Here is a 19,401-nt window from a genome sequence, read left to right as displayed (position 1 = left end):
TAATATTATCAATTTCCTCTAATGTTATTCTCACAGTATAGTCTGCTCCAAAGACAATTCTGCGAGATTTACGTCATGTTATCCTATTACTTTCAAGGCCTTGCACTAGGTGCGGCCATGATCCTTCCTCTCGGTCCCCAAAATGCGTTCGTGATGAACCAGGGCATCCGCCGCCAGTATCATCTGATGATCGCGTTGCTGTGTGCTGTCAGTGACTTGCTGCTGATCTGCGCCGGGATTTTTGGTGGCAGCGCGCTATTGATGCAGTCTCCATGGCTGCTGGCGCTGGTGACCTGGGGCGGCGTGGCGTTCCTGCTGTGGTACGGATTCGGTGCGCTGAAAACGGCGATGAGCAGCAACCTTGAGCTGGCGAGCGCCGAAGTGATGAAGCAGGGCCGCTGGAAAATTATCGTCACCATGCTGGCGGTGACCTGGCTCAATCCACATGTTTATCTGGATACTTTCGTGGTGTTGGGTAGCCTGGGTGGACAACTGGACGTTGAGCCGAAGCGCTGGTTTGCGCTCGGTACGGTCAGCGCCTCCTTCCTCTGGTTCTTCGGCCTCGCCATTCTGGCGGCATGGTTGGCCCCGCGTTTGCGTACCGCTAAAGCTCAGCGCATCATCAATACGCTGGTCGGTCTGGTGATGTGGTTTATTGCTTTCCAGCTGGCAAAAGAGGGCATTCATCATGTTCAGGGATTGTTCAACTAAGCGTTTGTCTTATGGACATCTGAACAAGACCCGCTAAGCTTGCTGGCATGCGCCCTGATGTTGGGGCACTCTTCGCAACATGGAGGAATGACAGTGAAGTTTAAAGTGATGGCCCTGGCGGCATTAGTGAGTTTAGGTGCGGTGTCGGTGCAGGCAAATGAATTGCCAAATGGCCCGCACATCGTCACTTCAGGCACCGCAAGCGTGGACGCGGTACCGGATGTTGCAACCCTGGCAATTGAAGTGAACGTGGCCGCGAAAGATGCCGCCTCCGCTAAAAAGCAGGCTGACGATCGTGTTGCGCAATATCTCTCTTTCCTCGAGCAGAATGGTGTAGGTAAAAAAGATATTAGTTCCGCTAACCTGCGTACCCAACCGGATTACGACTACCAGAACGGGAAAAGCATTCTCAAAGGCTACCGTGCCGTACGTACCGTTGAAGTGACCGTGCGTCAGCTTGATAAGCTGAACTCGCTGCTTGATGGCGCGTTAAAAGCGGGGCTGAATGAAATTCGTTCCGTCTCGCTGGGCGTTGCGCAACCGGAGAAATACAAAGACGAAGCGCGTAAAGCCGCGATTGATGATGCAATCCATCAGGCGGAGCAGCTGGCTTCTGGCTTTAAGAGCAAGCTCGGCCCAGTTTACAGCGTGCGTTACCACGTCTCTAACTACCAGCCAAGCCCGATGGTACGCATGATGAAGGCTGATGCAGCCCCGGTTTCTGCTCAGGAAACCTATGAGCAGCCAACCATTCAGTTCGACGATCAGGTGGATGTCGTGTTCCAGCTGGAGCCAACTCAAACTCAGCAAACTGAGCCGGCTAAGGCGCAGTAATTTGCCCTCATCCTAACCCTCTCCCACAGGGAGAGGGAATTCAAGCGATTAGTCCTGCCTCAACACCTTATGCCCGAACGCCAGCAGCGCGTCGGTGACGTTGCGCATCATACGGCTTTCCGGCGCAAAGCGGTGCCAGTAAAGCATCCGGCGCTGATACAGCCCCGGCGTCAGGTCAATCAGCTCACCGCTTTTCAACTCTCTCTCAATCTGCAGGTGCGGGATCATGCAGCAGGTGGTGCCCTGACGTGCAAGCTGCACAAAGGCTTCAGACGAGTTCACGATATGGCACGGCACGCTGCCCGGCGGGAGGTCGAAGTTTTGCTGCAGGAACGCCTGGTGCATATCATCCAGATGGTCAAACGCCACGGCAGGGGCTTTCAACAGCGCGGCGCGGGTGACGCCATTCGGGAAGTAGCGCTCGGCAAAGGCTTTTGAGCCAACAAACAGGTAATCCAGCGCACCTAGCTGATCGACAAGACAGCTTGGCAATGCCTGAGGCTGGATACTGACCGCGCCAACCACTTCACCACGACGCAGGCGCTCCTGTGTACGGGTTTCATCTTCTACCTGTAAATTCAGTCGAATAGGGGAGTCGGCCAGGACTGGCGCAAGGGCAGGCAGCAGCCAGGTTGCCAAACTGTCGGCGTTCACCGCCAGCGACAGCAGCAGCGGCGTGGAACCCGTTTGTTCATCACCCAGCCACTCATCTTCCAGCAGTTCAACCTGACGCAGCAGGGCGAGGAGCTTTTGCCCTTGCTCCGTTGGACGCGGCGGAACGGTACGCACCAGCAGGGGTTGCCCGAACATGTTTTCAAGCTGTTTGATACGCTGTGATACGGCGGACTGGGTGATGCACAACTTCTGCGCCGCGCGCTCAAAACCGCGTTCACGAATAACCGCATCAAGTGCCTGTAGTGTTCTGTAGTCCGGACGTTTCATTGCTCTGGCTTACTCCTTAATTTTGCTTAATCTGCACTATGACACAATTTTCCCTTCGTGGCAGACGAAATCCATCCGACGTGTTCTATAATGCGCCCTGAGTTTTCACACCACAGGCAAACGATCATGACGCAGGATGAACTGAAAAAAGCAGTAGGATGGGCCGCTCTCCAGTACGTACAGCCGGGTACCATTGTCGGTGTTGGTACGGGGTCAACGGCGGCACACTTTATCGATGCCCTGGGCACGATGAAGGGGCAGATCGAGGGCGCGGTTTCCAGCTCCGATGCTTCCACGGAAAAGCTAAAAAGCCTCGGCATTACCGTTTTCGATCTCAACGAAGTGGATCGTCTGGGCATTTACGTTGATGGCGCGGATGAGATCAACGGCCATATGCAGATGATCAAGGGCGGCGGCGCGGCGCTGACGCGTGAAAAGATCATCGCTTCTGTAGCGGACAAGTTCATCTGTATCGCGGACGCCTCCAAGCAGGTCGACATCCTGGGAAACTTCCCGCTGCCGGTCGAAGTGATCCCGATGGCGCGTAGCGCGGTTGCCCGTCAACTGGTGAAACTGGGCGGTCGTCCGGAATATCGTCAGGGCGTAGTCACCGATAACGGTAACGTGATCCTCGACGTTCACGGCCTGGAAATCCTCGACGCAGTCGCACTGGAAAATGCCATCAACGCTATCCCAGGCGTAGTGACCGTAGGGTTATTTGCCAACCGTGGCGCGGATGTGGCGCTGATCGGCACCGCTGACGGCGTGAAAACTATCGTAAAATGATCTGACGGGGGGAGTCCTCCCCCCGCTAAAAAATTTTTGAAAAGCTAAATTCGGTGACTTGTATCACGTTTTTGAACCTCTTTTGCCGATCCTGCCACGTTTGTAAATTTCCATAGCATTTTCCTCTGACATTTTGCCCTGGATGACTTTTCTTCAGAGTGCCGACGCAAACGTTCATATTGCTGCAATAGTTTTTTTTGATATGTTGGCTACAGCGGATTCATATCCAGCACAACATCAGTTCAGACAAAAACAGGGTCGGGTAAATGGCAAAGGTATCACTGGAGAAAGACAAGATTAAATTCCTGCTGGTCGAGGGCGTGCATCAAAAAGCAATCGATAGCCTTCGTGCGGCAGGTTACACCAACATCGAATTTCACAAAGGCGCGCTCGATACCGAAGAGCTGAAAGCGTCCATCCGTGATGCCCACTTCATTGGCCTGCGATCCCGTACTCACCTGACTGAAGACGTTATTGCTGCGGCGGAAAAGCTGGTGGCTATCGGCTGCTTCTGCATCGGTACCAACCAGGTTGACCTGAATGCTGCCGCCAAACGCGGTATTCCCGTGTTTAACGCCCCGTTCTCCAACACCCGTTCCGTGGCGGAGCTGGTGATTGGCGAACTGCTGCTGCTGCTGCGCGGCATTCCTGAAGCGAACGCCAAGGCGCACCGCGGCGTGTGGAACAAACTGGCGTCTGGCTCTTTCGAAGCGCGTGGTAAAAAGCTGGGGATTATCGGCTACGGCCACATTGGTACGCAGCTCGGTATTCTGGCGGAATCCCTGGGTATGCACGTGTTCTTCTACGATATCGAAAGCAAGCTGCCGCTGGGCAATGCGACCCAGGTTCAACACCTGTCTGACCTGTTGAACATGAGCGACGTGGTGAGTCTGCACGTACCGGAAAACGCGTCAACCAAGAACATGATGGGCGCGGAAGAGCTGGCGCTGATGAAGCCTGGCTCACTGCTGATCAACGCCGCGCGCGGCACGGTTGTTGATATCCCGGCACTGGCGGATGCGCTGAAGCGTAAGCATCTGGCGGGCGCGGCCATCGACGTGTTCCCGACGGAGCCCGCCACCAACAGCGATCCGTTCACCTCTCCGCTGTGCGAGTTCGACAACGTTATCCTGACGCCACACATCGGCGGTTCGACTCAGGAAGCGCAGGAGAATATCGGTCTGGAAGTAGCAGGTAAGCTGAGCAAATACTCCGACAACGGTTCTACGCTCTCTGCCGTGAATTTCCCGGAAGTGTCTCTGCCGCTGCACGGCGGTCGTCGTCTGCTGCACATCCACGAAAACCGTCCAGGCGTGCTGACCGCCATCAACCAGATCTTTGCCGAGCAGGGCGTTAACATTGCCGCGCAGTATCTGCAGACCAACTCGCAGATGGGCTATGTGGTTATTGATATCGAAGCGGATGACGATGTGGCCGAGAAAGCGCTGCAGAGCATGAAGGCGATTCCGGGGACGATTCGCGCGCGTCTGCTTTACTAATGTGCGGTCTGTGGTGTCGGGTGGCGGCTGCGCCTTACCCGACCTACGTTGAGGTTTTGTAGGCCGGGTAAGCGTAAGCGCCACCCGGCTTTATTCTACCAGGTCCAGGTTTTACTGGGCGTCACCACCGCCGGCAACGGCACATCCCATTTCTCCACCGGCAACGCCTCCACGCCCTGACAATCATGCGCATAGCCCACCGGCTGTAGCCCGTACTGCTGCCAGTTTTGCAGCGTCCTGTCATAAAAACCGCCGCCCATCCCTAAACGCTGGCCCTGTTCATCAAACGCCACCAGCGGCGCGATCAGTACGTCCAGCTCAGAGAGCGGCAGCACGTCGCGGACGTCGAGTTTCGGCTCGGTGATTTTCAGACGGTTCACCACCAGCTCGCTGTGCGGGTGGTAGTGCAGGAACAGCAGATTGCCTTCGCTGAACGGATGCAGCACCGGCAGATACACCTTTTTCCCGGCGCGCCAGAGCTGTTCTATCAGCGGCTGGGTATCCAGCTCTCCGTCAAATGACAGAAACAGCGCAACGGTGTGCGCCATCACGACAGGGGGATACGCCATCATACGGGCGGCGGCCTGCTGGGCAAAATGCGCTTGCTGATCGGAGGTTAACGCACGGCGGCGCTGACGAATTAACTGACGGATGTCCTGGCGTGAAGCAGAAACTTCAGGGAATTGAGTCATGGTAGTCGGTAGAAGAAAAGAGAGGGAATCTCCGAGATGCCGCCGCAGGCTGTAACCCTTGAACCCTTGGTTCAAGGTGAATGTGTCGTCATAGTTTTAAGGCTTCTCGGACGGACCGAGCATGCTCACCAACCATGGAGCGCCACATTCTTGTGGTATGAAATATCGGCTCAGGGGACTGGCCCGCTTGCGAACATCTCAGAGAAATTTTGTCTTCACAGTTACTCTACCATAGTCAACTGAGAAGTGTTATTCAAACTTTGGTCCCGGTCTTTCGGGAGTGCGACCTTGATCAAGCAATGCCTGTTCTATGGTCTGCTGGAGCATTTTAATGCGTTGCTCCATGCTTGCCGCGTAATCGCGGGTCTTCGCTTTTTCCTGAGTCAGTTCATAGCTGATGTTCAACGCGGCGATGAAAACCAGCTGCTCAGTATTTGTGACTCTAGTGCGTTCTTTTAGATCTTGCAACCGCTGATTCAAATCGTCCGCAGCCTGATTCAAAGCATCCCTTTGTTCAGGTGGACAATTCACTCGCAGTGAACGGCCAAAAATCTGGAGATCGACGGGTTGTGCAGACATGCCACCTTCCTGCTGATTGACTGCGCTGCCTTCGCTTACTGCCCCGGGGGCTGCGAAGGGGCGACACTATAGCTACCCTGATGTGAAGATACAAGCCCTTTTCTGGTATCACCAGGGTCCAAAGTGGTAGCATATCATGAATATCCCCCAATGATGACGAATGCGCATGTCTATACAGAACGAAATGCCTGGTTACAAGGATTTAAACCAGTTACTGAACCAGCAGGGAGTGGGTTTAACCCCTGCCGAAATGCACGGTCTGATCAGTGGCATGCTGTGCGGCGGAAACAGCGACAGCTCCTGGCAGCCGCTGATCCACGACCTCACGAACGAAGGGCTGGCGTTTGGTCACGAACTGGCAGAAGCGCTGCGTAAAATGCACGCAACGACCAGCGATTCGCTGGAAGACGATGGCTTCCTTTTTCAGCTTTATCTGCCTGATGGGGACGACGTCAGCGTCTTCGATCGCGCGGATGCGCTCGCGGGTTGGGTAAACCATTATCTGCTGGGCCTGGGCGTGTCTCAGCCGAAGCTCGATAAAGTGACCGGCGAAGCGGGTGAAGCGATCGACGATCTGCGTAATATTGCACAGCTCGGCTACGATGAGGACGAAGACCAGGAAGAGCTGGAAATGTCCCTCGAAGAGATCATCGAATACGTGCGCGTGGCGGCGCTGCTGTGCCACGACACCTTTACGCGTTCACAGCCGACCGCGCCGGAAGTCCGCAAGCCAACCTTACATTAAGAAAAATAACGCACAGGAGGGTGTCATGGTTATCTCGAATCAAGAGTATTTGCGCCGTCGTCAGGCGCTGTTAGCCAGCATGCAGCCGGGAAGCGCTGCCCTGATTTTTGCCGCGCCCGAAGTGACGCGCAGTGCCGACAGCGAATACCCCTATCGCCAGAACAGCGATTTTTGGTACTTCACCGGGTTTAACGAGCCGGAAGCGGTACTGGTGCTGATCAAGAGCAATGACACCCACAACCACAGCGTGATTTTCAACCGCGTGCGCGATCTGACGGCCGAAATATGGTTTGGCCGCCGCTTAGGGCAAGAGGCCGCCCCGGCGAAGCTGGGCGTTGACCGCGCGCTGGCCTTTAGCGAAATCAACCAGCAGCTTTACCAGTTGCTCAACGGCCTGGACGTGCTGTATCACGCCCAGGGCGAATATGCGTATGCGGATGAGATTGTCTTCACCGCGCTGGATAAACTGCGTAAAGGTTCGCGCCAGAACCTGTCTGCCCCCGCCACGCTCACAGACTGGCGCCCGGTCGTGCATGAGATGCGTCTGTTTAAGTCTGAGGAAGAGCTCAACGTACTGCGCCGCGCGGGCGAAATCAGCGCCCTGGCCCACACTCGCGCCATGGAAAAGTGCCGTCCCGGCATGTTCGAATACCAGCTTGAGGGCGAAATTCACCACGAATTTAACCGCCACGGCGCGCGCTTCCCGTCCTACAACACCATCGTTGGCGGCGGGGAAAACGGCTGCATTCTGCACTACACCGAGAACGAAAGCGCGCTGCGCGACGGCGATCTGGTGCTGATTGACGCCGGGTGTGAGTATCTGGGCTACGCAGGCGACATCACCCGAACCTTCCCGGTGAACGGTAAATTCTCGCCTGCTCAGCGCGAAATTTACGACATCGTGCTCGAATCCCTGGAAACGGCGCTCAGGTTATATCGTCCGGGAACCTCCATTCAGGATGTCACCGGTGAAGTGGTGCGGATCATGATTACGGGTCTGGTGAAACTCGGCATTCTGAAGGGCGACGTCGACACGCTGATTACCGAGAATGCCCACCGTCCGTACTTTATGCACGGTCTGAGCCACTGGCTGGGTCTGGATGTTCATGACGTGGGCGCATACGGTCCTGAACGTTCACGCGTGTTGGAGCCGGGCATGGTGTTAACCGTTGAGCCCGGGCTGTACATCGCGCCGGATGCTGACGTGCCGGAACAATACCGCGGGATCGGCATTCGCATCGAAGATGACATCGTGATCACCGAAAACGGCAATGAAAACCTGACCGCAACCGTCGTGAAGAACGCCGATGATATTGAGGCGCTGATGGCAGCGGCACGCGCATGAGCGTGATCATCGTGGGCGGCGGGATGACCGGCGCCACGCTGGCGTTAGCCATTTCGCATTTGACGAAGGGCCAGCTCCCGGTACATCTGGTTGAAGCCGTCGCGCCGCAGGCAAAGAATCATCCGGGTTTTGATTCTCGCGCCATTGCCCTGGCGCAGGGTACCTGCCAGCAGCTATCCCGCATTGGCATCTGGCAGGCGATCGCCGATTGCGCCACGGCAATTAACACCGTGCACGTGAGCGATCGCGGTCATGCCGGATTTGTGACGCTGGATGCCCATGATTACCGTATCGACGCGCTGGGTCAGGTTATTGAACTCCACGACGTTGGCCTGCGTCTGTTCCGTCTGTTACAGGATGCGCCTGGCGTCACGCTACATTGTCCGGCGCGCGTCGCCAGTTTTAGCCGCAGCGAAGACGCGGTGAGCGTAGCGCTCGATAATGGCACCGTTATCGACGGTCAGCTTCTGGTGGCGGCGGACGGCTCGCGTTCGGCGCTCGGCACGCAGTGCGGCGTAGAGTGGCGGCAGCAGCCTTACGGGCAGGTCGCGGTTATTGCGAACGTCGCGACCGCAGCAGAACACAACGGCCGGGCGTTTGAGCGCTTCACGCAGCACGGCCCGCTGGCGATGCTGCCGATGTCGGACGGGCGCTGTTCGCTTGTCTGGTGTCATCCGCAGGATAAAACTGAAGAGGTTCGGGCCTGGTCCGACGAACGTTTTTGTACCGAGCTGCAGAAAGCCTTTGGCTGGCGACTCGGGCGTATTACCCATGCGGGGAAACGTGCGGTCTATCCGCTGTCGTTAACCACCGCATCGCAGTCTGTTTCTCACCGCGTGGTGCTGGTCGGCAACGCCGCGCAGACATTACATCCGATTGCCGGACAAGGATTTAACCTTGGGCTGCGTGATGTCATGAGCCTGGCGGAATCGCTGGCGCTGGCATGGGGTGAGCAAAAAGATTGTGGCGCTTATTCGGTGCTTAGCCATTACCAGAAGCGACGCCAGGCCGATAAAGAGGCGACAATCGGCGTTACCGATGGTTTAGTACATCTGTTTGCCAATCGCTGGGCGCCGTTGGTTGCGGGTCGCAACCTCGGGCTGATGGCGATGGAACTGTTCATTCCGGCACGTGACGTGCTGGCGCAGCGGACCCTGGGTTGGGTCGCGCGTTAAGGAGTTATCACCGTGCAAAATGTTGATGTCGCCATTGTTGGCGGCGGTATGGTCGGGCTGGCGCTGGCCTGCGGTTTACAGGGCAGCGGCCTTCGCGTGGCCGTGCTGGAGCAAAAAGCGCCTCAGCCCGTCGCGCAGGATGCCCCGCCGGAACTCCGCGTCTCGGCGATCAATGCCGCCAGTGAGAAATTGCTGACGCACCTTGGTGTCTGGGCAGATATTGTGTCGCAGCGCGCCAGTTGCTATCACGGCATGGAAGTGTGGGATAAAGACAGCTTTGGTCATATAGCCTTTGATGATGAGAGCATGGGCTATAGCCATCTGGGGCACATCATCGAAAACGCGGTGATCCACCACGCGCTGTGGCAGAAAGCGCAGCAGTGCAGCGACGTAACGCTGGTTGCGCCCGCGCAGATCCAGCAGGTGGCATGGGGTGAAAACGAGGCGTTTATCACCTTACAAAGCGGCGACATGCTGACCGCGCGTCTGGTGGTCGGTGCCGATGGTGCGAACTCCTGGCTGCGCAACAAAGCCGATATCCCGCTGACCTTCTGGGATTACCGCCATCATGCGATGGTGGCAACGATCCGCACCGAAGAGCCGCACGGCGGCGTGGCGCGGCAGATTTTCCACAACGACGGCATTCTGGCATTCCTGCCGCTGAGCGATCCGCACCTGTGCTCTATCGTCTGGTCACTGGTGCCGGAAAAAGCGCAGCTGATGCAGGAGGCGACACCGGATGCCTTTAACCAGGCGCTGTGCATGGCGTTTGATAACCGCCTTGGCTTGTGCACGCTTGAAAGCGAGCGTCAGGTGTTCCCGTTAACCGGCCGCTACGCGCGTCAGTTTGCGGCGCACCGTCTGGCGCTGGTGGGCGATGCGGCCCATACCATTCATCCGCTGGCCGGGCAGGGCGTTAATCTTGGCTTTATGGACGCGGCGGAGCTGGTAGAAGAACTGCGTCGCCTGCATCGCGAAGGGAAAGATATCGGTCAGCATCTCTACCTGCGTCGCTATGAGCGCAGCCGCAAGCACAGTGCGGCGATGATGTTGGCGGGCATGCAGGGTTTCCGCGAGCTGTTTGCCGGGGCAAATCCGGCGAAAAAACTGCTGCGCGATATCGGTCTTAAACTGGCCGATACGCTTCCTGGCGTCAAACCTCAACTTCTCCGTCAGGCGATGGGTCTTAACGATCTGCCTGACTGGCTGCGCTAACTTAGATCCCCGTCACACTTTATTTTCCCGGCCTCTGCGCCGGGGAAATTCCCTCGTTTGAAATAATCTAATTCCACGTCATTTTTCGCATTAGATTAACTAATGTCGTGTTTTTTCCGGTGCGGAAATTCGGCCCGTTTTTCCGCACGAAATATCACCATGTGCTAAATCCTGTTAGATCATTGTTAATTTTGTGCGGGGTTAATCGCATTTTTCCAGTGAATAACTCTGTAGGCTTTTCAGCGTTTTTTGGTCATAAGCTAATGTGATGACCCGTTTTACCTTATGGTTAACCGCCGGTTTCGGTGGTAAGTTCAGGTAAAAGAGAACGTTTGCGTCGGCATTCGGGAACGAGGCCGATACCGGGTTTCACGGTGAATTTTTCAACGAGGACAAGATGGCTCAACAGACTCCTTTGTACGAACAACACGTGTTATGCGGCGCCCGCATGGTGGACTTCCACGGCTGGATGATGCCGCTGCACTACGGCTCGCAGATTGATGAGCACCACGCGGTGCGCACCGATGCCGGTATGTTCGACGTGTCACACATGACGATTGTCGATCTGCGCGGTAGCCGCACCCGGGAGTTCTTGCGTTATCTGCTGGCAAATGACGTCGCTAAACTGAAGACGCCGGGCAAAGCGCTCTACACCGGCATGCTGAATGCCTCAGGCGGCGTGATTGATGACCTTATCGTCTATTACTTCACCGAAGATTTCTTCCGCCTCGTTGTAAACTCCGCCACCCGCGAAAAAGACCTCTCCTGGATCACCCAACACGCCGAACCTTATGCCATCGAAATCACCGTCCGTGACGATCTGTCGCTGATCGCCGTGCAGGGGCCGAACGCGCAGGCGAAAGCCGGGTCTCTGTTTACCGACGAGCAGCGCAAAGCAACCGAAGGCATGAAGCCGTTCTTCGGCGTGCAGGCGGGCGATCTGTTTATCGCCACCACCGGCTACACCGGTGAAGCGGGCTACGAAATTGCGATGCCAAACGAGAAGGCCGCTGATTTCTGGCGCGCGCTGGTGGAAGCGGGCGTGAAGCCTGCGGGTCTGGGTGCGCGCGATACGCTGCGTCTGGAAGCGGGGATGAACCTCTACGGTCAGGAGATGGACGAAAGCGTCTCTCCGCTGGCCGCCAACATGGGCTGGTCCATCGCGTGGGAACCGGCTGACCGAGACTTTATTGGCCGTGAAGCGCTGGAAATGCAGCGCGAGAAGGGCACTGAACAGCTGGTGGGCCTGGTGATGACGGAAAAAGGCGTGCTGCGCGGCGAACTGCCGGTGCGCTTCACCGATGCCGACGGCAATCATCGCGAAGGCGTGATCACCAGCGGTACCTTCTCCCCGACGCTGGGCTACAGTATTGCACTGGCACGCGTGCCGGCGGGCATTGGCGAAACGGCGGTAGTGCAAATCCGCAACCGCGAAATGCCGGTCAACGTGACCAAACCGATTTTTGTTCGCGCCGGTAAGCCGGTCGCCTAATCATTTTTATCAGGAGAACTTCAATGAGCAATGTGCCAGCAGAACTGAAATACAGCAAAGAACACGAGTGGCTGCGCAAAGAGGCGGACGGCACTTACACCGTAGGGATCACCGAGCACGCGCAAGAGCTGCTGGGCGACATGGTGTTTGTTGACCTGCCTGACGTGGGCACGACCGTTAGCGCGGGCGACGACTGCGCGGTAGCAGAGTCCGTAAAAGCGGCTTCTGACATCTACGCCCCTGTGAGCGGTGAAATCGTTGCCGTCAACGACGCGCTGAGCGATTCGCCAGAGCTGGTGAACAGCGAGCCATATGAAGGCGGCTGGATCTTCAAGATCAAAGCCAGCGACGAATCTCAGGTTGCCGCGCTGCTGGATGCGACCGCGTACGAAGCACTGTTAGAAGACGAGTAAGCCATTATCCCTCTCCCCTTTGGGGAGAGGGTAGGGTGAGGGGAACAGACGACACCCTCACCCCAGCCCTCTCCCTCAGGGAGAGGGAGAAAACACATTCACTGCACGTTTCAGGAACCATCGCTCATGACACAGACTTTAAGCCAGCTTGAAAACCGTGGCGCCTTCATTGAACGTCACATTGGGCCGGATGCTCAGCAACAGCAGGAGATGCTGAAGACAGTTGGCGCGGATTCATTAAACGCACTGATCGGCCAGATTGTGCCAAAAGACATCCAGCTTGCCACGCCGCCTCAGGTGGGGGAAGCCACCACGGAATTCGCCGCGCTGGCGGAGCTGAAGGCTATCGCAGGCCTGAACAAGCGCTATAAGTCTTACATTGGCATGGGCTACACCAACGTGCAGTTGCCGCCGGTTATCCTGCGCAACATGCTGGAAAACCCGGGCTGGTACACCGCTTACACCCCTTATCAGCCAGAAGTCTCTCAGGGCCGCCTGGAAGCGCTGCTGAACTTCCAGCAGGTAACGCTGGATCTGACCGGTATGGATATCGCCTCCGCTTCGCTGCTGGATGAAGCGACCGCCGCCGCCGAAGCCATGGCGATGGCTAAGCGTGTCAGCAAGCTGAAAAATGCCAACCGCTTCTTCGTGGCGGCGGACGTGCATCCTCAGACGCTGGATGTGGTGCGCACCCGTGCGGAAACCTTCGGCTTTGACGTGATCGTCGACGACGCCGACAAAGTGCTGGATCACCAGGACGTCTTCGGCGTGCTGCTGCAGCAGGTGGGCACCACCGGTGAAGTACACGATTACGGCGCGCTGATTGCCGAGCTGAAGTCCCGCAAAGTGGTTGTCAGCGTTGCCGCCGATTTTATGGCGCTGGTGCTGCTGACGGCGCCGGGCAAACAGGGCGCGGATATTGTCTTCGGTTCTGCGCAACGCTTCGGCGTGCCGATGGGCTACGGCGGCCCGCACGCGGCGTTCTTCGGCGCGAAAGATGAATTCAAACGCTCCATGCCTGGCCGTATTATCGGCGTCTCAAAAGATGCTGCCGGTAACACCGCGCTGCGCATGGCGATGCAGACCCGCGAGCAGCACATCCGCCGCGAGAAAGCGAACTCCAACATCTGTACCTCTCAGGTGCTGCTGGCCAACATCGCCAGCCTGTACGCCGTGTTCCACGGCCCGGCTGGCCTGAAGCGTATTGCCAGCCGCATTCACCGCCTGGCCGATATTCTGGCCTGCGGTCTGCAGCAGAAAGGCCTTAAGCTGCGCCACGCCCACTACTTCGATACCCTGTGTGTGGAAGTGGCGGACAAAGCGGCCGTGCTGGCACGCGCGGATGCAGCAGAGATCAACCTGCGCAGCGACATCCACAACGCCGTCGGCATTACGCTGGATGAAAGCACCACCCGCGACGATATCCTGAACCTGTTTAGCGTGTTGCTGGGTGACGCGCACGGTCTGGACGTTGATAAGCTGGACAAAGACGTGGCGCTCGACAGCCGCTCCATTCAGGAAAGCATGCTGCGTAACGATGCCATCCTGACGCATCCGGTCTTTAATCGCTACCACAGCGAAACCGAGATGATGCGCTATATGCACTCTCTTGAGCGCAAGGATCTGGCGCTGAACCAGGCGATGATCCCGCTGGGATCCTGCACCATGAAGCTGAACGCCGCGGCAGAGATGATCCCTATCACCTGGCCGGAGTTTTCCGAGCTGCACCCGTTCTGCCCTCCAGAGCAGGCGGAAGGTTATCACATGATGATCAACCAGCTTTCCGACTGGCTGGTGAAGCTGACCGGTTATGACGCGCTCTGCATGCAGCCGAACTCCGGCGCGCAGGGCGAATACGCGGGCCTGCTGGCGATCCGTCACTATCACGAAAGCCGCAACGAAGGGCACCGCGATATCTGCCTGATCCCAAGCTCCGCGCATGGTACCAATCCGGCCTCTGCCCAGATGGCGGGCATGGAAGTCGTGGTGGTGGCGTGCGATAAGAATGGCAACATCGATCTGGCTGACCTGCGTGCGAAAGCCGAGCAGGCGGGCGACAAGCTCTCCTGCATCATGGTGACCTACCCGTCCACCCACGGCGTGTACGAAGAGACCATCCGTGAAGTGTGCGAAGTGGTGCACCAGTTCGGCGGCCAGGTTTACCTCGACGGCGCGAACATGAACGCCCAGGTAGGCATCACCTCTCCGGGCTTTATCGGTGCGGACGTGTCGCACCTGAACCTGCACAAAACCTTCTGCATCCCGCACGGCGGCGGCGGCCCGGGCATGGGCCCAATCGGCGTGAAAGCGCACCTGGCACCGTTTGTGCCAGGCCACAGCGTAGTGCAGATTGAAGGCATGCTGACCCGTCAGGGTGCGGTCTCTGCGGCACCGTTCGGCAGCGCCTCTATCCTGCCAATCAGCTGGATGTACATCCGCATGATGGGCGCGGAAGGGCTGAAGCAGGCGAGCCAGGTGGCGATCCTCAACGCCAACTATATTGCGACTCGCCTGAAGTCCGCCTTCCCGGTGCTTTACACCGGCCGCGACGGTCGCGTAGCGCACGAGTGCATCCTTGATATTCGTCCGCTGAAAGAGCAGACCGGCATTAGCGAACTGGATATCGCCAAGCGTCTGATCGACTACGGCTTCCATGCGCCAACCATGTCGTTCCCGGTGGCGGGTACGCTGATGGTGGAGCCAACGGAGTCGGAGAGCAAAGCCGAGCTGGACCGCTTTATCGACGCGATGCTGGCGATCCGCATGGAGATCGACCGCGTGCAGGACGGTGAGTGGACGCTGGAAGATAACCCGCTGGTCAACGCCCCGCACACCCAGCACGAGATGGTCGCAGAGTGGAACCACGGTTATTCCCGCGAGCTGGCGGTCTTCCCGGCAGGCGTGGCAAACAAATACTGGCCGACCGTGAAGCGTCTCGATGACGTCTACGGCGACCGTAACCTGTTCTGCTCCTGCGTGCCGATGAGCGAATACCAGTAATAATGCTGATGTAGTAACGTAGGCCGGGTAAGGCGAAGCCGCCACCCGGCTTTTTTATTGGGAGAAGCGAATGGCAATTGCACTCGTCACCGGCGCGAGCCGGGGCATCGGTAAAGCCACTGCGCTGCAGCTGGCACGCGAAGGCTACACCGTGGCGGTGAATTTTCACCATAACATCAAGGCCGCGACGGACGTGATCAATCAGATTGTTGAGGCAGGCGGTAAAGCGTTTGCCGTGCGCGCGGATATCAGTGATGAAGCGCAGGTTATGGCGATGTTTGACAGTATCGATCGTGAAGGCGAGCCGCTAACGGCGCTGGTGAACAACGCGGGTATTCTGTTCGAGCAGTCGACCATCGAAAGCCTCTCAGCCGAGCGCATTAACCGCGTGCTGGCCACCAACGTCACGGGTTATTTTCTCTGCTGTCGCGAGGCGGTAAAGCGTATGTCGCACAAACATGGTGGTAAAGGAGGCGCGATAGTGAACGTCTCTTCCGCCGCCTCCCGTCTGGGCGCACCGGGGGAATATGTGGATTACGCCGCATCCAAAGGGGCGGTGGACTCGCTGACGACGGGATTATCGCTGGAGGTGGCAGCGCAGGGCATTCGCGTCAACTGCGTACGCCCCGGGCTGATTTATACCGATATCCACGCCTCCGGCGGTGAGCCGGAGCGCGTGGATCGGGTGAAATCCATGCTGCCCATGCAGCGCGGCGGCCAGCCGGAGGAAGTCGCTCAGGCCATTACCTGGCTGCTGAGCGACAAAGCCTCCTACGTGACCGGCAGCTTCCTGGAGCTGGCGGGCGGAAAGTAACAACTACGACGCCAGCCACAGCCGCAGCCGCATGCCCCAGCTGCTGGTCCAGCCGGTGGTGATCGACTTCACCTCTCCGTGAGAGATCACCACCAGCGTGGGCGTGACCTGCACGTCCCACTGGCGAGACAGGCTTCCGCTGGCGTCGTTGACCGTCGGCAGCGTCATTTTCTTCTTCGCCAGCCATCTTTCCAGCGTGGCGTTATCACCGGAGCGCAGCGCAACCGACATCACGTTGCCGCCCTCTGCGGCAAGTGTCGATACGGATGGCGTGGTGTAGCGGCATACGCCACACCAGGTAGCCCAGACGTACACCAGCAGCGGACGTTCCTCACTCATGGCAATAAGGTCGACGGGCTTACCGTCGAGCGTTTGCAGCGCGGCTGAGGCGAAATTCTGCGGCAGCGCGGGCTGGCGGAAATAATCTACCGCCAGGCTCACGGCAACGCCGATCAGCAGCCACATTGCGAGTTCGCGCACCAGGCGCGGGAGCTTACTGGCCACGGGCTTGCGTCAGCTGTTGTTTCACCAGCGCCTCCAGATCCTCATAAGGAATGGCTCCCGCGACCATCTGGTCGCCAATGATGGTCGCCGGGGTGCCCTGAATATTCAGCACCTGCGACAGGATCAGGTTCATTTTCAGAGAGTCCATGGTTTTATCCTCTGTCTTAATGCTGTCCGTCCCGGTCTTTGTCTGAGCCGCCGCGATGCTGGCATCGTCGTGATACCCTTTTTTCATCATCAACCGCTGGTGCAGCGCCCAGAATTTATCAGGCTGTTGCTGCCAAACCGAAAGCGCCGCTTTTGCCGCATTCACCGAGCTTTGGCCCTTGAACGGTAACAGTTTAACGATGAGCTGCACGTCCGGGTTGTCATGCACGATTTTCTCCAGCATAGGGTCGAACTGCTTGCAGTAAGGGCAGTTGTAGTCAGTGAAAGAGACAATAATCAGCTTTGGCGCTTTCGCGCCGGTACGCGGGCTATTGGGGTCGTTGAACAGCAGTTTAGCCAGTTGGTCACTGGACGCGTCATCCGACGGCGCGGCGACGCTGAACGTGGATAAAGACAGCAGAAGCAAGGCAATAAAGGCTCTCATGTTATTTTCCTTTCGCATCGGACAGGGTGGTAAGCACCGCGTCGCGGCTTAATAACGCAGGCAGCACGTGGCCCTGCGGTAATCCCGGTCCGTAAATCTGGTTAAACGGCACGGCGGCGCTGCCGCGCGTGGTTAAGAACTGACTAATGCTGGCGGAAGGGCGGCTCCAGTCTCCGCGCAGGGCGACAATATCCGGTGCGGAAAGCGCATCCTGCACGTCGTCGCGCAGCAGGACGTTGTATTTATTGGCTTTACAGGTCACGCACCAGTCGGCGGTCACGTCAACAAACACCCGCTTGTTGTCAGCCAGCGCGCGGGCAATCGCCTCTTCACTCAGTGGCTGCCAGTTCACCCGATCGCGACGGCCGTTCTCCCCGCCGGGGGCGGTAATAAACGCCGCTGCGGCGGCAACGACCAGGGCAAAGGCACCGGCACGCAGCGCGGTTTGCCAGCGGTAGCGCCAGGCGGTAACCAGCAGCAGGATAAGGATCAGCGTCACACCGAGTGTGATGACGGGCAGCGTGCCAATATGCACCACCAGCAGGCTCAGCAGCCACAGGGACGAGCCGAGCATCATCAATCCCAATACCACTCGCACCACGTTCATCCAGCGCCCCGGACGCGGCAGCCTCTGTGCCAGCCCCGGCCAGGCCGCCACCAGCAGCCAGGGAAGGCTCATGCCGACACCCATCGCAAAGAAGATGCCCCACAGCAGCGGGAGCGGTGCCGCCAGCGCAACCGACACGGCAGTACCCAGGAACGGCGCGGTGCAGGGCGTTGCCAGCAGGGTGGCAAACGCGCCTTGCCAGAAATGGCCTGCGAGCCCGTTGCCGCCGCGCGTGGCGAGGAAGGTGCTGGCAGAGGAGGGGAGGCGGATCTCAAACAATCCCAGCAGGCTGGCGCTGAACAGCACCATCACCAGCGCCATCGCAGCGATAAACCACGGGTTCTGGAACTGGATCCCCCAGCCGAGCGCCTGATTACCTAAACGCAGCACCGTCATCATTAGCGCCAGCGCAAGGAACGAAATGACGATCCCGCCTACCGAGGCAAGAAACTGCCTGCGTATCTGGCCGCGCGCCTGACGTTCGGTTTGCATCAGCGTGCCGAGCTTCATGGCCAGAACGGGCAGCACGCAGGGCATGACGTTGAGGATCAGGCCGCCAGCCAGCGCCATCAGCAGGACCCAGCCTAACGAGAACGCTGGCGTGAGGGTGCCTTTCCCGATATTCAGACTGGACGCCTGCGCCTGGCCGCTATCCGCGAGAACGACCGACAGCGTTTTGCCGCTGATGTCAGGTGCAGCGTCGCCCCAGCTGTCCGTCACCGGGAGGGTGGCGACAAGCGACCCGCTGCGCACGGAAAAGGTTGGCTTGCCGAAATCAACATCGTCCATGCTGTCGATAAACAGCGAGGGCTGCTGCCAGCCTGCGTCACGTTGTGCCGTTACGGTTAGCTTGCCGGAGGTGTAGCTGGCGCTAATCGCTGACGTCAATCCGCTACTGAGCGGTAGCGTGCCCATCGCCCGACTGTAATCGTAATCAAAGTCGCCGCCCGCGCTGGTCGTCAGATCCAGTGAGAACGGGTAGTCGGTTAGAATACAGACGTTGCTGCAGGTAGACAGCGTCAGCACGCCGCTCAGGTTTTTTGGCGACTCGCCACGCACCGTAATGGGAAAACTCACGTCGCCGTGATAACCCTGCGTGGTGATGCCTGCAACGTCGAAACGCTCGGGCGTAGGCCAGCGCCAGGTGGCATCAACCGGTTGATGCCAGAGAATGGCAGGGGCAACGCCCCCTTCTCCCGGCGAGCGCCAGTAGGTTTTCCACCCTTTTTCAAGGGCGACATCCAGCAGCAGGCGGGTATCGCCATTATTGTCAGGCTGCGCACGCAGCCTGACGCTGGCGTGCTGATTATCGGCGGCACGCAGCCAGCCGCTGTCGGCGGCACGCAGCCAGCCGCTGTCGGCGGCCTGGCTGAGGGGCAGCCATAGCCAAAGCAGGCAGACCAGCAGTCGCCTGAATACAGTAAACATAAATTTTCTCCGTAAATGATGAATTAAC

18 protein-coding genes and 1 other RNA gene are annotated in these 19,401 nt (G+C 58.1%); 12 read left to right on the top strand and 7 right to left on the bottom strand.

Going from position 1 to position 19,401, the window contains the following annotated elements; genetic code table 11:
- Nucleotides 1-75: 75 nt before the first annotated feature.
- Nucleotides 76-711, top strand: a complete 636-nt coding sequence (gene argO, locus ACTJJA_RS15850) for an arginine exporter ArgO (protein ID WP_003860085.1) — start codon at nucleotides 76-78, stop codon at nucleotides 709-711.
- Between the two features lie 93 nt (nucleotides 712-804).
- Nucleotides 805-1,545 (top strand): oxidative stress defense protein, encoded by a 741-nt coding sequence (locus ACTJJA_RS15845; protein ID WP_440668631.1) that lies wholly within the window; start codon nucleotides 805-807, stop codon nucleotides 1,543-1,545.
- Nucleotides 1,546-1,593: 48 nt separating this feature from the next.
- Here ACTJJA_RS15845 and argP read toward each other — a convergent pair whose 3' ends face one another.
- Nucleotides 1,594-2,487 (bottom strand): DNA-binding transcriptional regulator ArgP, encoded by an 894-nt coding sequence (gene argP, locus ACTJJA_RS15840; protein ID WP_006178395.1) that lies wholly within the window; start codon nucleotides 2,485-2,487, stop codon nucleotides 1,594-1,596.
- Between the two features lie 126 nt (nucleotides 2,488-2,613).
- On the opposite strand from argP, the gene rpiA reads away from it, so the two are divergent.
- On the top strand, nucleotides 2,614-3,273 hold the full coding sequence (rpiA, locus tag ACTJJA_RS15835) for a ribose-5-phosphate isomerase RpiA (protein ID WP_010435366.1): 660 nt from the start codon (nucleotides 2,614-2,616) through the stop codon (nucleotides 3,271-3,273).
- A gap of 266 nt (nucleotides 3,274-3,539) precedes the next feature.
- The gene (gene serA, locus ACTJJA_RS15830) at nucleotides 3,540-4,772 is read left to right on the top strand and encodes a phosphoglycerate dehydrogenase (protein ID WP_089600009.1); all 1,233 of its coding nucleotides are present in this window, start codon (nucleotides 3,540-3,542) and stop codon (nucleotides 4,770-4,772) included.
- A 95-nt stretch (nucleotides 4,773-4,867) separates the two neighbouring features.
- On the opposite strand, the gene ACTJJA_RS15825 is transcribed toward serA, so the two are convergent.
- From ACTJJA_RS15825 to zapA, 3 genes are all read right to left on the bottom strand, one after another.
- A complete protein-coding gene (locus ACTJJA_RS15825; protein WP_440668630.1) occupies nucleotides 4,868-5,464 on the bottom strand; it encodes a 5-formyltetrahydrofolate cyclo-ligase in 597 nt (198 codons plus the stop codon).
- 24 nt (nucleotides 5,465-5,488) lie between these two features.
- Nucleotides 5,489-5,672: non-coding RNA, 6S RNA (gene ssrS, locus ACTJJA_RS15820), on the bottom strand.
- Nucleotides 5,673-5,713: 41 nt separating this feature from the next.
- Complete coding sequence (gene zapA / locus ACTJJA_RS15815) at nucleotides 5,714-6,043, bottom strand: cell division protein ZapA (protein WP_014071673.1); 330 nt, start codon at nucleotides 6,041-6,043, stop codon at nucleotides 5,714-5,716.
- Nucleotides 6,044-6,209: 166 nt separating this feature from the next.
- Between zapA and ACTJJA_RS15810 the strand changes: the two genes are divergently transcribed.
- From ACTJJA_RS15810 to ACTJJA_RS15775, 8 genes are all read left to right on the top strand, one after another.
- A complete protein-coding gene (locus ACTJJA_RS15810; RefSeq protein ID WP_125914856.1) occupies nucleotides 6,210-6,788 on the top strand; it encodes a YecA/YgfB family protein in 579 nt (192 codons plus the stop codon).
- Nucleotides 6,789-6,819: 31 nt separating this feature from the next.
- The gene (gene pepP, locus ACTJJA_RS15805) at nucleotides 6,820-8,133 is read left to right on the top strand and encodes a Xaa-Pro aminopeptidase (RefSeq protein WP_029485191.1); all 1,314 of its coding nucleotides are present in this window, start codon (nucleotides 6,820-6,822) and stop codon (nucleotides 8,131-8,133) included.
- Entirely contained in the window at nucleotides 8,130-9,308 is a 1,179-nt protein-coding gene (ubiH, locus tag ACTJJA_RS15800; protein WP_440668629.1) for a 2-octaprenyl-6-methoxyphenyl hydroxylase, read from the top strand. The genes pepP and ubiH overlap by 4 nt, the downstream gene beginning before the upstream one ends.
- Nucleotides 9,309-9,320: 12 nt before the next feature.
- Nucleotides 9,321-10,523 carry an FAD-dependent 2-octaprenylphenol hydroxylase gene (gene ubiI, locus ACTJJA_RS15795; RefSeq protein WP_440668628.1) on the top strand — a complete coding sequence of 401 codons (1,203 nt, stop codon included), beginning with the start codon at nucleotides 9,321-9,323 and terminating at the stop codon, nucleotides 10,521-10,523.
- A gap of 397 nt (nucleotides 10,524-10,920) precedes the next feature.
- A complete protein-coding gene (gene gcvT, locus ACTJJA_RS15790; protein ID WP_440668627.1) occupies nucleotides 10,921-12,015 on the top strand; it encodes a glycine cleavage system aminomethyltransferase GcvT in 1,095 nt (364 codons plus the stop codon).
- A gap of 23 nt (nucleotides 12,016-12,038) precedes the next feature.
- Complete coding sequence (gene gcvH, locus ACTJJA_RS15785) at nucleotides 12,039-12,428, top strand: glycine cleavage system protein GcvH (RefSeq protein ID WP_008499718.1); 390 nt, start codon at nucleotides 12,039-12,041, stop codon at nucleotides 12,426-12,428.
- Between the two features lie 126 nt (nucleotides 12,429-12,554).
- The gene (gene gcvP, locus ACTJJA_RS15780) at nucleotides 12,555-15,428 is read left to right on the top strand and encodes an aminomethyl-transferring glycine dehydrogenase (RefSeq protein ID WP_440668626.1); all 2,874 of its coding nucleotides are present in this window, start codon (nucleotides 12,555-12,557) and stop codon (nucleotides 15,426-15,428) included.
- A gap of 70 nt (nucleotides 15,429-15,498) precedes the next feature.
- Nucleotides 15,499-16,242: an SDR family oxidoreductase gene (locus ACTJJA_RS15775; protein ID WP_440668625.1), complete on the top strand. Its 744-nt coding sequence runs from the start codon at nucleotides 15,499-15,501 to the stop codon at nucleotides 16,240-16,242.
- A gap of 3 nt (nucleotides 16,243-16,245) precedes the next feature.
- Here the strand turns inward: ACTJJA_RS15775 and ACTJJA_RS15770 are convergent, their stop codons facing one another.
- Genes ACTJJA_RS15770 through ACTJJA_RS15760 form a run of 3 tightly spaced genes read right to left on the bottom strand, consistent with a single transcriptional unit; the run spans nucleotide 16,246 to nucleotide 19,373 of the window.
- The gene (locus ACTJJA_RS15770; RefSeq protein WP_440668624.1) at nucleotides 16,246-16,746 is read right to left on the bottom strand and encodes a protein disulfide oxidoreductase; all 501 of its coding nucleotides are present in this window, start codon (nucleotides 16,744-16,746) and stop codon (nucleotides 16,246-16,248) included.
- Nucleotides 16,736-17,338, bottom strand: coding sequence for a DsbA family protein (locus ACTJJA_RS15765; protein WP_440668623.1), 603 nt, complete (start codon nucleotides 17,336-17,338; stop codon nucleotides 16,736-16,738). Before ACTJJA_RS15765 ends, ACTJJA_RS15770 begins: the two co-directional genes overlap by 11 nt.
- Before the next feature lies 1 nt (nucleotide 17,339).
- Nucleotides 17,340-19,373, bottom strand: coding sequence for a protein-disulfide reductase DsbD family protein (locus ACTJJA_RS15760; RefSeq protein WP_440668622.1), 2,034 nt, complete (start codon nucleotides 19,371-19,373; stop codon nucleotides 17,340-17,342).
- Nucleotides 19,374-19,401: the final 28 nt, after the last annotated feature.

The sequence above is a fragment of the Enterobacter sp. 22452 genome (genome assembly GCF_052045065.1).
In the GTDB taxonomy this organism is placed as follows: domain Bacteria; phylum Pseudomonadota; class Gammaproteobacteria; order Enterobacterales; family Enterobacteriaceae; genus Enterobacter; species Enterobacter mori.
This window is presented reverse-complemented; position numbering and strand designations above follow the sequence as displayed.

What these genes read in the sequence shown, in the direction of transcription:
- ACTJJA_RS15760 (WP_440668622.1), bottom strand. Translation starts at nt 19,373, where the DNA reads ATGTTTACTGTATTCAGGCGACTGCTGGTCTGCCTGCTTTGGCTATGG.
- serA (WP_089600009.1), top strand. Translation starts at nt 3,540, where the DNA reads ATGGCAAAGGTATCACTGGAGAAAGACAAGATTAAATTCCTGCTGGTC.
- ubiH (WP_440668629.1), top strand. Translation starts at nt 8,130, where the DNA reads ATGAGCGTGATCATCGTGGGCGGCGGGATGACCGGCGCCACGCTGGCG.
- ACTJJA_RS15825 (WP_440668630.1), bottom strand. Translation starts at nt 5,464, where the DNA reads ATGACTCAATTCCCTGAAGTTTCTGCTTCACGCCAGGACATCCGTCAG.
- argO (WP_003860085.1), top strand. Translation starts at nt 76, where the DNA reads ATGTTATCCTATTACTTTCAAGGCCTTGCACTAGGTGCGGCCATGATC.
- argP (WP_006178395.1), bottom strand. Translation starts at nt 2,487, where the DNA reads ATGAAACGTCCGGACTACAGAACACTACAGGCACTTGATGCGGTTATT.
- gcvH (WP_008499718.1), top strand. Translation starts at nt 12,039, where the DNA reads ATGAGCAATGTGCCAGCAGAACTGAAATACAGCAAAGAACACGAGTGG.
- zapA (WP_014071673.1), bottom strand. Translation starts at nt 6,043, where the DNA reads ATGTCTGCACAACCCGTCGATCTCCAGATTTTTGGCCGTTCACTGCGA.
- gcvP (WP_440668626.1), top strand. Translation starts at nt 12,555, where the DNA reads ATGACACAGACTTTAAGCCAGCTTGAAAACCGTGGCGCCTTCATTGAA.
- gcvT (WP_440668627.1), top strand. Translation starts at nt 10,921, where the DNA reads ATGGCTCAACAGACTCCTTTGTACGAACAACACGTGTTATGCGGCGCC.
- rpiA (WP_010435366.1), top strand. Translation starts at nt 2,614, where the DNA reads ATGACGCAGGATGAACTGAAAAAAGCAGTAGGATGGGCCGCTCTCCAG.
- ACTJJA_RS15810 (WP_125914856.1), top strand. Translation starts at nt 6,210, where the DNA reads ATGTCTATACAGAACGAAATGCCTGGTTACAAGGATTTAAACCAGTTA.
- ACTJJA_RS15775 (WP_440668625.1), top strand. Translation starts at nt 15,499, where the DNA reads ATGGCAATTGCACTCGTCACCGGCGCGAGCCGGGGCATCGGTAAAGCC.
- ACTJJA_RS15765 (WP_440668623.1), bottom strand. Translation starts at nt 17,338, where the DNA reads ATGAGAGCCTTTATTGCCTTGCTTCTGCTGTCTTTATCCACGTTCAGC.